The sequence below is a fragment of the Lactiplantibacillus sp. B652 genome (assembly GCF_023806745.1).
Lineage (GTDB): Bacteria > Bacillota > Bacilli > Lactobacillales > Lactobacillaceae > Lactiplantibacillus > Lactiplantibacillus pentosus.
In genome coordinates, this window is record NZ_JAMSKY010000015.1 from 47,687 (window position 1) to 60,167 (window position 12,481).

8 protein-coding genes are annotated in these 12,481 nt (G+C 48.6%); 1 reads left to right on the top strand and 7 read right to left on the bottom strand.

Annotation, left to right across the window (positions count from 1 at the left end):
- The 7 genes from MZO40_RS14845 to MZO40_RS14875 all read right to left on the bottom strand — a co-directional run bounded on the left by MZO40_RS14845 (nucleotide 1) and on the right by MZO40_RS14875 (nucleotide 11,401).
- Nucleotides 1–1,287: a homoserine dehydrogenase gene (locus tag MZO40_RS14845; protein WP_050339265.1), complete on the bottom strand. Its 1,287-nt coding sequence runs from the start codon at nucleotides 1,285–1,287 to the stop codon at nucleotides 1–3.
- 52 nt (nucleotides 1,288–1,339) lie between these two features.
- The gene (locus tag MZO40_RS14850) at nucleotides 1,340–1,798 is read right to left on the bottom strand and encodes a SprT family protein (RefSeq protein WP_050339266.1); all 459 of its coding nucleotides are present in this window, start codon (nucleotides 1,796–1,798) and stop codon (nucleotides 1,340–1,342) included.
- Nucleotides 1,791–3,971, bottom strand: a complete 2,181-nt coding sequence (locus MZO40_RS14855) for a Tex family protein (protein ID WP_105961508.1) — start codon at nucleotides 3,969–3,971, stop codon at nucleotides 1,791–1,793. The genes MZO40_RS14850 and MZO40_RS14855 overlap by 8 nt, the downstream gene beginning before the upstream one ends.
- A 413-nt stretch (nucleotides 3,972–4,384) precedes the next feature.
- Nucleotides 4,385–4,819, bottom strand: coding sequence for a hypothetical protein (locus tag MZO40_RS14860; RefSeq protein ID WP_050339268.1), 435 nt, complete (start codon nucleotides 4,817–4,819; stop codon nucleotides 4,385–4,387).
- A 55-nt stretch (nucleotides 4,820–4,874) separates the two neighbouring features.
- Nucleotides 4,875–7,529, bottom strand: coding sequence for a cation-translocating P-type ATPase (locus MZO40_RS14865; RefSeq protein WP_105961511.1), 2,655 nt, complete (start codon nucleotides 7,527–7,529; stop codon nucleotides 4,875–4,877).
- A 1,566-nt stretch (nucleotides 7,530–9,095) separates the two neighbouring features.
- Entirely contained in the window at nucleotides 9,096–9,923 is an 828-nt protein-coding gene (gene nadE, locus MZO40_RS14870) for an ammonia-dependent NAD(+) synthetase (protein ID WP_252133383.1), read from the bottom strand.
- On the bottom strand, nucleotides 9,923–11,401 hold the full coding sequence (locus tag MZO40_RS14875; RefSeq protein WP_050339269.1) for a nicotinate phosphoribosyltransferase: 1,479 nt from the start codon (nucleotides 11,399–11,401) through the stop codon (nucleotides 9,923–9,925). The genes nadE and MZO40_RS14875 overlap by 1 nt, the downstream gene beginning before the upstream one ends.
- A gap of 157 nt (nucleotides 11,402–11,558) precedes the next feature.
- Between MZO40_RS14875 and MZO40_RS14880 the strand changes: the two genes are divergently transcribed.
- Nucleotides 11,559–12,296, top strand: a complete 738-nt coding sequence (locus MZO40_RS14880; protein WP_105961050.1) for a WecB/TagA/CpsF family glycosyltransferase — start codon at nucleotides 11,559–11,561, stop codon at nucleotides 12,294–12,296.
- Nucleotides 12,297–12,481: the final 185 nt, after the last annotated feature.

The window sequence follows — 12,481 nt, forward strand, 5'->3', positions numbered from 1 at the left end:
CTACGCATTCTTCAAAACTTTGTAGCTTGCCAACAGTTGCATATTATCCTGTTCACCGATTTCACGGGTGATATCTGCCAACTGTTGGTCGTTCATCTCATGAGTGATGATAACGACCCGGGCATTGCCGTCGCCGAGTTGATTTTGGATAATCCGACTGAACGACACTTCTGCACGCGTCATGATTGCCGTCAACTTCATCATCATCCCAGGAACGTCACGCATCTTCAACGCAATGAAGTGTGGATAAACGACATCTTCTGGCGTCGCCAAGACCGTTTCTTGCCGATAGGAGTTAAACGTATTCCCGGTCGTATCCAGCGCGATGTTTTTCGCCACGGTCGTAATATCACTCAACACACTGTTAGCAGTCGGTAATTCACCAGCACCAGGGCCGTAAAACATCGTATTACCAACTGCAGTCCCCGTTACCATCACGGCATTGTTCTCATTTTGAACCGTCGCTAATGGGTGCTGATCCGAGACGAGCACCGGCCCGACTGACACGGCGATGCGGTCATCGACTTCTTCCGCAATACCGAGTAGCTTGATCGTATAGCCGAGTTGATGGGCTTCTGCAATATCTTCCGGACTGATTTTGGTAATCCCTTGGACCTTGACGTGGTCTAAGGACAGGCTCATGCCAAACGCAAACTGGGTCAAAATAATCATCTTGTAGGCCGCATCTAGTCCTTCGACATCATTGGTGGGGTCGCTTTCCGCAAAACCCAAGTCCTGAGCAGAACTCAAGGCTTGGTCGTATGACCAGTGTTTGGTCAACATCTGCGTCATGATGTAGTTCGTCGTCCCGTTGACGATGCCCATCACCCGCTGAATGCGGTCGGCAGCAAAACTATTGTCGATCGTCCGCAAGATTGGAATCCCACCAGCAACACTCGCTTCATAAAAGAGGTCACGATGGTTCTCACGCGCGATTTGAACTAATTCACGCCCGTACTGGGCAATCAAGTCCTTATTGGCCGTTACCACGTGTTTGCCCGCTTGCAGCGCTTGTGTGATGTATTCCTTCGCCGGATGAATCGAGCCCATGACTTCGACCATGATTTGAATGGACGGATCATCAAGGACGGTGGCGATTTGGTCGGTCAACTGCACGTCCCCCAAATCAACTTGTTCGTGCTTTTTCAAGTTGTGGACAACCACGCAGGCCAGTTCGAGTTTGCGACCGGTGATTTCCGAAATCTTCTCCTGATGCGCTTGAAGCATTTTAACAACGCCGGTGCCGACTGTCCCTAGTCCGACCACACCAATTTTAATCGTTTCCATCTTAATCCCTCCATATCAATAGTTAAGCTAATTCTATCGGAAGCGTACCGCTTTAGCAAACCTTTTCAACGAATTTAAGCGGTCCGCGACAACGGCCGCAACGATAGCGGTCCGTATTCATCCGCCGTTTACGTGGATAGGTCTGCCCACAATCCTGACACTTGTATAGGTAACGATACGGTTGTACCTTGGGATGCTTGGGTGCCGGCGCATACCGTGAGCCGCCCACTTGAGCTAACAGCTGTTTAAACGCGGGATCTCGATGCTGATATCCACGGTGACTCAGGTGCAAGTGGTAATGACACAACTCGTGTTTGATGACCCCAATCAGCGTCGCTTCACCAAAATCCGTCAGCATCTTCGGGTTGATGTCAATGTCGTGTGAGGCCAACTGGTAGCGACCACCCGTCGTCCGTAAGCGTGCGTTAAAATAAGCCCGGTGGCGAAACGGCCGGTGAAAATCCTGCTGTGAAATCGTCATGACGAGTTGTTGGAGTTCTGAATCAGTCATTAGCAGGTTCACTTGGGGCAATCATCGTCAAAGCGATGCGTTGTCGCTGTTCATCGACGGTCTCGACCCAAACCGTCACAATATCGCCGACAGCAACGGCCTGACGTGGATCCTTCAGGAACTTGTCCGTCAGCTTGGAAACGTGGACCAACCCATCTTGTTTGACACCAATATCTACAAACGCGCCAAAATCGACGACGTTGCGGACCGTTCCTTGCAACTGCATTCCTGGTCGTAAATCACTCATCTTCAGTACGTCTTGCCGTAATAGTGGTGCCGGCATCGTATCACGAACGTCGCGACCTGGTTTTTGGAGGCTACTGATAATATCTTTCAGCGTCAATTCACCCACACCGGTCGTGGTTGCCAGTTGCGTCAAGTCAAGCCGATTCAGCTGTTGGGCTTTCGCCGTTCCAACATCAGTCGTCTTTAACCCAGCCGCAGCTAGCAGGGCCTTAGCAGCCGGATAACTTTCCGGATGAATATCGGTGTTATCGAAAACGTTCTTGCCATCGATGATTCGTAAGAACCCCACGGACTGTTCGTACGCCTTAGGTCCAAGGCGCGGCACTTTCTTCAATTGCGGCCGACTGGTAAACTCACCGTTCTCATCGCGATAAGCAATCACATTCTGGGCAATCGTACTGGACAGCCCTGAAATATGGGTCAATAGCTCTGAACTAGCCGTATTCAGATTAACCCCGACCTGGTTGACTGCCGTTTCAATCACGGTATCCAGCTGGGCCGTCAACGCCTTTTGGGGCACATCGTGTTGATACTGGCCCACGCCGACGGATTTCGGGTCGATCTTAATCAATTCTGCTAACGGATCTTGCAGCCGACGCCCAATACTGATAGCACTCCGTTGTTCAACGTGCAATTCTGGGAATTCAGCCCGCGCCTTGGCACTCGCTGAATAAACGGAAGCACCGGCTTCGTTCACGATCACGTAGTAGACTGGCCGCGAAAGCGTCTTTAAGACTTGGGCGACAAATTCTTCGGATTCACGTGAAGCGGTCCCGTTCCCAATCGCAATCATTTCGACTTGATACTTTTCGAGGAAGGCCTTAAATTCGCCAGCCGCTGCTTCTCGTTTGGCCGTTGGCGCTGGCTTATGGGGATAAATCACAAGTTTGTCCAAGAACTTCCCGTTGGCATCCATGACCGCTAATTTGCAGCCGGTCCGGTAAGCCGGATCAAACCCAAGAACGACGCGGCCCTTTAACGGCGCCTGCATCAGTAAATGATACAGATTATCGCCAAAGACTTTGATAGCCTGTTCGTCGGCGATCGCACTGAGTTCATTGCGCAACTCACGTTCGATGGCTGGTCCAATGAACCGTTTGTAAGCATCCTGGTACGCCGCTTCTATCAACTCGACAGCTGGCCCTTGGTGTTGCCCGACGAAGCGGAAATGACAGTAACGGTCGATACCGGCCCGGTCCACGTCAATACTGACCTTCAGCACCTTTTCAGACTCACCACGATTGATGGCGAGAACTCGATACGGCACCATCTGCTTAATGCGACTGCTGAAATCATAATATTGTTGATAGACACCCTGTTCGTCCAGCGCTTCCGCCTTAGGTTTGACCTTCACGACAACGGAGCCCCGATCCCGAGTATAGTTCCGCACCCAGTTACGTAAACTAGCGTTATCACCGAAAGCTTCCGCCAATATTTCGTGAGCACCTGCCAATGCAGCATCCACATCCGCCACCTCTTGGTCAGGGTTAACGAACTGTGCGGCGTGGGCTTCAATGCCACTCGCTGGAAAACGCAACAACCATGCGGCTAACGGCTCTAGCCCAGCATCTTTGGCAATCGTTGCCTTCGTCCGCCGTTTTTGTTTATACGGCAAATACAAATCTTCGACATCCTGCAGCTTATCGGCCTTCTCGATGGCCTGTTTTAAAGCGGGCGTCAAGTGATTCTGCTCAGCAATCAGCTTCATGACGTCGGCCTTGCGACTCTCTAAATTAGCGAGCCGGTCGTAATTTTCCTTGATTTCCCGAATTTCAACTTCATCTAAATTGCCGGTGCGTTCCTTCCGATACCGGGCAATGAATGGGACCGTATTGCCTTCATCCATGAGGCCTAACACCGCTTTGATTTGTTGCGATTTAAACTTCGTTAGCGCGCGGTTCACTAACGTTAAAATCTGATTATCCATTATTTCACCCAATCTTTTAATCTCATCACCGGGATGGCAGGTCGTCACCACTAATTTCGGTTAACAACCTAGATAGCCATCACGACTAACAGCCACCAACCTTGAACGACTGCGGTTCGACTTGTCTCAGCCGATAACCAGTCGCAACCTTCCAGCCGATTTTGCCATCCGATGTTCTATTATATTATACGCGTTTTAGTCCGATTTTCCGCGTCCCCACCGCCAAAAACAATTGATGGTGGACTTAAAAATTGTCGGACCAAAAAAGCACCTAGACCAACTTAGGTCCAGATACTTCATAAGCAACGCCACTTAGCGAAGCGCCCAAAAACGCCCAGCAACGGCGGACCGTTACTGAGCGTTTAACGACGTGATTAATTTTTAATCGTCCAAAGGCGTACTACCCAACTAGCTTACATCACAGTCGACATAATGCGTTGGACGTTGTTCGAAATCCGGCCCATTTCAGTTTCCTGGTCACTTTCCGCTTGGTTGAAAGCAGCGACATCAATGGTCTGATTTTCGAGGTCCATGCTAGCCGTCATGGCCGCGCACGCCTTGGTATAAGCTTCATAGGCGTTGATCAAATTACGGTGCCGACCAATCAAGCGCGCCGGAACACCGACCTTTTTCAATTGGGCCAAATTCTGTTCGTACTGTTCCGTGCCGTCACTGAATTCCAATTGAATATCACTGAACTCAGCGGGAACCATTTCAGCGACCGCGTCGTCATCAATAGCTTTGCGGAGTTTTTCAAACGAAGGATTCAATTCTTCCCCCATCTTTTCCGTACTTTCGATGATCTTTGATAGAACCGGCATATACGTTTGAACCGTTGCTTTTTTCATGGTTAGAACTCTTTTCTATTAATTAGTTAGTCTCATTCTACGCCAATTGTGCGGATTAGGCGCGCCGCATGTGCCGACGTTGGAAGAACTTAACAATTTCAACGATGATCACCATTGAAAGTGCGGCGGCAGCGACGATCCCCCATTGGTAAGCGTCCAAGTGGGTCACGTGGAATAAGCCGTTCAACCCAGGAACAACGATCGTGATTGCCAACATGACAAAGGCGATTAGAATAGACCAGTTGAAGAACTTATTGCGGAACAGACCGACCGTAAAGAGTGATTCGTGAATCGACTTCGAGTTGAAGGCGTGGAACAATTGAATCAATCCTAAGGTTGCGAAGGCCATCGTTAAGGCATCCGCGTGGGCCAAACTAGCACTTGCATGAACAGGGTACGTTAACGCCATCCAGTAAACAAATAGCGTGATTCCACCTTCGAGCAGCCCCTGGTAGATGATACTACTGAAGACCCCGCCGGAGAAGAAGTTCGAATTACGGCCCCGTGGCTTGTGCTGCATAATGTTCTTTTCAGTTGGTTCGACCCCTAACGCAATCGCTGGCAAGGTATCAGTAACCAAGTTGATCCACAAGATGTGGACTGGCGCTAAAATCTGCCAACCAAGCATCGTCATGACGAACAGTGTTAAGACTTCACCTAAGTTAGCCGACAAGAGGTATTGGATGGCCTTTTGAATGTTAGCAAAGACTTTCCGTCCTTCTTCAACGGCCACCACGATCGTCGCGAAGTTGTCATCCGCCAAGACCATATCACTGGCCCCTTTGGAAACTTCAGTCCCGGTGATACCCATCCCGATACCGATATCAGCGGCTTTCAAGGCGGGCGCATCGTTGACCCCGTCACCTGTCATGGCAACGACTTTCCCACGTTTTTGCCAAGCATTCACGATTCGGACCTTATGCTCTGGCGCCACTCGGGCGTATACGGAATAGTCCCCAACTTTTTTACCAAATTCATCATCGCTCATGGCGTCCAACTCTGCCCCAGTAATCACGGCATCGTCTTCGCCCTCGTCGATGATTCCTAAACGAACCGCAATCGCTTCAGCCGTGTCCCGGTGGTCACCCGTAATCATTAATGGGCGAATCCCCGCAGACTTAGCTTCGGCAACTGCTTGTTCAACTTCTGGCCGTTCAGGGTCGATCATCCCGACCATCCCGGCAAAAATCAAGTCATTTTCGAGCGTGTCACTATTGACGGTAGCAGGCACTGACGTCACAATTTTGTAAGCAAATGCGAGCACTCGTAAGGCTTGCGTTGCTAATTCGTGGTTAACACTTAAAATCTGGTCACGACTGGTCTTAGTTAACGGTTCAACTTCGCCATTCGTTTCGACCTGCGTCACCCGTTTGAGCAATTCATCCGGCGCACCCTTAACAGCGACTAAGAAGCGGCCGTCTTCCAGCGGATGAACCGTCGACATCAACTTCCGTTCTGAATCGAACGGTACTTCGTTGACCCGCGGACGTTGTTCTAATAACTGGTCGACTGGGTAGTTCTGATCCAAGTTGTATTGAATCAAAGCCGTTTCGGTCGGGTCACCAGCTAAGCCATCCGACATAATCTTCGTATCATTACTTAAAATCATCACTTGTGCTAAGTGACTATCAAGCGGTAATTCGGTCGTGCGGGCATCGACTAATTCCTGGTTGAGGACTAACTTTTCAACCGTCATCTTATTTTGTGTCAACGTCCCGGTCTTATCGGAAGCAATAATATCAGTACTACCAAGCGTTTCAACCGCTGGCAACTTACGAACTAAGGCGTGGCGTTTGGCCATCCGTTGCGTTCCTAAAGCCAATGTAATCGTCACGATTGCGGGTAGTCCTTCTGGAATGGCCGCCACCGCTAACGAAATCGCCGTGAGCAGCATGTTGATCAGGCTCTCTTGGCCCCGCAACATTCCAATCCCGAAGACGACAGCCGCGATAACCAGAATCAAGATGGTCAACGACTTCCCTAATTGGGTCAAGTTGGCTTGCAGTGGCGTCGTCGTTTCATCAGCGGCTTCAATCATGCCGGCGATCCGACCAACTTCAGTCTGCATCCCAGTAGCAACCACGATCCCCATTGCACGACCATAGGTGACATTACTGTTCATATAGGCCATGTTCAACCGGTCACCGATTGGCAATTCACCATCAGCCACCATTTCAGCCTGTTTTTCAACCGGAACGGATTCCCCGGTCAGTGCGGATTCCTCCACCTTGAGAGACGCGCTTTCAATCAATCGCAAATCAGCTGGAACGATGTCACCGGCTTCCAAGGAAACGATATCGCCAGGAACCAACGCATCACTCTTGACCGTTTGTAACTGACCATCACGTAACACCGTGGCATCCGGCGCCGACATCTCCTTCAACGCGTTGATGGCCTCTTCTGCCTTGGATTCTTGGAAAACCCCAAAAATCGCGTTCAAAACGACCACTAACAGGATGATGACCGCATCAACGGCTTCCCCGGTAAACGCGGCGATTAAAGCAGCCACTAACAACACGATAATCATGAAGTCCTTGAATTGGGCGATGAATTTTTGTAGCAGGGACGTGGTCTTCTGCTGGTTCAACGCATTCGGACCATATTGTTCCAGCCGTTGGGCAGCGGCGCTTTGCTGCAACCCATGTTCATCAGTTTCTAACTCCTGATATATGGCTGGCAATGACTGTTGATACTTAGGTTTTGTACTCATCTTATGCTCCTTTTCTGGCATCCGAGCCCCACTTCCTAAATGTTCTCCAGATAGAAAATGAGACTCATGTATGCACGCAAAATTGTGTGGACATACATAAGTCTCACTATTTAAGACAATACCGGATTGGCTTCTTGCTGACGATATTGCCGCAGAATGACTCTGCTAGTTACTCCCTTATGATTGTAACGTAAGAATAACAGATTCTATGGGGGCTGTCTAGCAAAATAATTGCTTGAACGATCAATAACACGATTTCAACTCCTGCGCACTTTATACCGTCAACGCCGTGATAACTTATGATGTTCCTGTTCTAGTACAGTCAAATGTTCACTTATTTTGTTAACCTCAATTTTAATACTTATATTAGCCCAAAGCCACGAAAACGGTATCAAACGATGGATAAAACGGCTGTGAGCGCTTATGGTCCAAGTTCCGTTATGACGCGTGTGAGAGTCGATGTCATGGCTCATGATTGAAACGTGCCAGTTAGTTGGTGTAATGTTCGTCAGCATTTGCGCATCCTACTCCGACTTCCGGGGCCGGCTGACAATTGCTGGAACGTAAGCCGACATCGATTTGAACTCACGCAGAAACCCACTGCGCAATTTCAAATACGAGTCTTATTCTAAGCCGGAAGCAGCCCACTTCCGACTAAGAATAATTTGGCTACTGAGCATTGTCCGGCGGGCCGGACAGTCGGGAACCCGCTCGAATGGCTGATAAACGGCCACCTATTTGGGTGCAATTGACCACTGAATGTTGGAAGACCGGCCTTTCAGGCAAACTTTAAAGTGGTATCGTTGATACTTTACGACATTTAAGTACTGAGAAGATTGCTAAAATATGATTCATTAATTTCAACGGACACTAGTCTTGAATTTAATCGATAAAATTCTCTTCGTTTAGAATTCACGGTTTTATTATCTTAGGCAACATAGAAAGGTATGGAAAGTCCAGTGAACCCGATGATTTGAAGACCTAAAGACTAGGGAAAAAGTTTAGCTATCATTATGAACAAGTCTGACAGTTGAAGGTCAAAACGACTGTTTACTGCAAATCAGCGGACATTTCATTAAAAAGCTGGGTACACCCATGTCTGCCTTTCGAATACTGTCCCGGCTGGAAGGTATTTGGGGCAAGGCCCAGTGGTGAAATTTCACTTAGCAAGTGTTTTGTGCTTGGTTAGTGAAAGACCAGTATTTAAGACGTGGTTTGTCGGCTTAAATCTGCGTCCATCACGTTCCGGCCATTGCCCAGAATGCCTGGAAGCCGGACTAGGACGCAACTACAACAGAAAGTTTACGGTAACTCGCACTGCTTCCAGCGGGTCTAAGCTGGCTGCATTTGAACTTAAGAACCAGCACGTTTCAAAAGGCATCTGCGTTTGCTTACAATAGACCACGTTTCAGTTCCAACGCTAATAAATAAACCTGTGATATAGCTGGTTTTAACACAAACAACGCTAAAAAACGAGATTCGCATGGGCCGCTTCAAAAGGCTCATCCGAATCTCGTTTTTAACTAATGGTTTGAATCTCAATTGTCATAATCAGACGGACTGGGGTTACTTCCAGAAATCGTCAAATACCGTAATGGCTGCGTGCCGCTTGTGAGCCGTCTTCAAGTACCAGGCTTCGATCTTTTCTGCAGCCGCGTCACTGATGGTCCGCCCTTCAAGGTAATCGTCGATGTCATCATAACGGACGCCAAGTGCGACTTCATCAGGTAAGGCTGGCCGGTCTTCTTCCAGGTCAGCGGTTGGGACCTTGTCATACAAGTGCTTAGGTGCATTCAGGGCTGCTAGTAACTGCTTCCCCTGACGCTTGTTGAGCCGCCATAGTGGCACCACGTCGGCACCCCCGTCACCGTATTTGGTATAAAAACCAGTCACAGCTTCGGCAGCGTGGTCAGTTCCGACCACCGCCCCGTGCATCTCGCCTGCAATCCCATATTGAACAATCATCCGTTGACGGGCTTTAATATTACCCTTATTGAAATCATGAATGGTCAGTTGGTTGGCTTCAAGTGCCGTGACCATCGCATCCGTTGCCGGTTGAATATCAACACGATCCGTCACGTCGGCTTGCATGAAATCAATCGCTGCCATCGCATCCGCTTCATCCGCTTGATTGCCGTATGGTAACCGGACGGCGATGAATTGGTAACTGTCATCGCCCGTCTCTTGGCGCATTTCGGTGATTGCCATTTGCGTTAATTTACCAGCTAAGTTCGAGTCTTGCCCGCCTGAAATGCCGAGGACGTAACTCTTCAAAAACGTGTTTTTCTTGAGGTAGGCTTTTAAAAAGTCCACACTCCGCCGAATTTCGGTTTCTGGATCAATCGTTGGTGCTACATGTAACGCTTTGATAATTTCAGCTTGTAATGCCCGCATTAGTAGGCTCCTTCCTCATCTTTGTGGTTAACATAGTCTCTAACTGTATTAATAATATTCATTTTATGGTCATACAGCTTCTGTGACAAGTCGACTGGGTAATCCTGAGGGTTCAGGTCACGCTTGTACTCATCCCACAAGGCATCCAGACTTTCAAACGAATACTGACGAATTTCATCCAAGGTCGGCAGTTGATAGACTTGTTGGCCCCGGTCGTAAATTGGCACGAGTAATGGCCGCGCGTCAAAGTCACTGACCGTTTTGTTGATATACGTGTAACTTGGATGGAACATGTAAATCGACTCTTCGTTACGAGGATCTTCGTCATACAAGGTCACGTAATCGCCTTCAGACTTGCCATCCGCACGTTTCGTAATCCGCCACACCTGCTTTTGGCCCGGCGTTGAAACTTTTTCCGCGTTATTCGACAGTTTGATCGTATCGACCATCTGGTGGTGGTCATTTTCAATCGAAACCATCTTGTAGACGGCCCCCAGCGCTGGTTGGTCAAACGCCGTGATGAGCTTGGTCCCGACACCCCAGACACTGATTTTGGCGCCTTGCATCTTCAAGTTTTGAATCGTCTTTTCGTCTAAATCGTTCGAGGCATAAATCTTGGCATCTGGGAAACCAGCTTCGTCCAGCTGTTCTCGCACCCGTTTAGACAAGTACGCCATATCACCACTATCAATGCGGACGCCTTGGAAATTGATCTTGTCGCCCATTTCCTTGGCCACCCGAATCGCACTTGGCACCCCGCTACGTAACGTATCGTACGTATCGACTAAGAAGACACAGTTGTGGTGTGTTTCGGCGTAGGCTTTGAACGCTTCATAATCATTTCGATAAGTCTGCACGAGCGCGTGTGCGTGCGTCCCGCTGATTGGAATACCAAAAATTTTGCCGGCCCGCACGTTACTCGTGGCATCAAAGCCACCGATGTAAGCGGCCCGGGTGCCCCAAATCGCCGCGTCGAATTCTTGGGCACGCCGCGTCCCAAATTCTAGCAAGCCGTCTTCACCAACGACCGACTTGATACGCGCTGCTTTCGTCGCGATCAACGTCTGATAATTGATAATATTTAATAACGCCGTTTCAATCAATTGGCAGGTTGCCAGTGGCCCTTCGACTTGTAATAGCGGTTCGTTGTTGAAGACTAGGTCCCCTTCACGAACGGCCCGAATCGTGGCATCAAATTTAAAATTCTTTAAATAATCTAAAAAGCCATCTGAATAACCGCCGAGTTCGCGTAAGTACGCGATGTCGGTTGCCGTAAAATGTAAATGATTGATATAATTAACTACTCGTTCCAGACCCGCAAACACCGCGTAACCATTTTGGAACGGCATCTTACGGAAGAACACTTCAAACACCGCATGCTTGTTATGAATTCCTTGTTCCCAGTAGGTTTGGATCATATTGATCTGATAAGCATCCGTATGCAAGGTGAAACTATCATCCGGATAGATTTGCGTCATGAGTATAATTCTCCATTTCGTAGGTAATAACCGTATTTACAGTAAGTTAAGCTTATTTTAGCATTTTTTATAAAAGGAATGCGCTTAAGTACTCAAAAAGTTGCAGAATTCCGTGATTTACCTATACTTTAATTATGATTAGAAAGCGAGGTTCCTTATGTCAGCACCTTTTGACACGGTTGCCATCTTAAACGTCCCGTTTATCAAGACAACTAACGCTGGCTTCGTCCAGCAACTCCAAACGGATATTTTGGCCCACCATAACCGGTTCGTGGTGACCGCCAATCCTGAAATTCTGATGTATGCCCGTGAACATCCTGATTATCAGCACGTGCTCACCCAAGCCGATTATATTACGCCCGACGGCATCGGTGTCATCCAGGGCGCTCAGATTCTGGGCACGCCATTACCAGAGCGGATTACCGGCTACGATACGCTATTAACGTTGTTGAAATGGGGTGGCCAACAACACCAACGCATCTTTTTATTAGGTGCCAAACCAGCCGTCTTACAACAAGTTGCAACCATCGTTCAGCGCGACTATCCCGGGATCGTTGTTGCGGGCGCACGGGATGGCTATTATGATGACGAACAGGCCGTGGTGGATGAGATTGTTGCCGCCAAACCTGACATGATTTTTGTCGCGACTGGCTTCCCCAAGCAGGAATTCTTCATTGCGCAATATCGACAACGCGTCGATGCGCTCTGGATGGGTGTTGGCGGTAGCTTCGACGTGATCGCAGGTGCGGTCAAACGCGCGCCGTTATTCTGGCAAAAGCATCATATCGAATGGCTGTACCGCTTAATTCAAGAACCAACGCGTTTCAAACGCATGCTAGTCTTGCCCCGTTACTTGCGGCTGGTCAAAAAAATCGCCCGGCAACAAGTCCACTAGTCAATCAGTCTAACTGATGAGTGGGGCATGTATTTTAAGTATCAAAATAGCTCGACTAGATTAATTTCGGGTCTATGATATTTAGTGTTGATAGATAATATCCATCAACACTATTTTTATGTACAACAAAAGGACATATCGTCCTGTGCTACAATTAAGTCGACCAAAACCAATTGAAAGCGAGT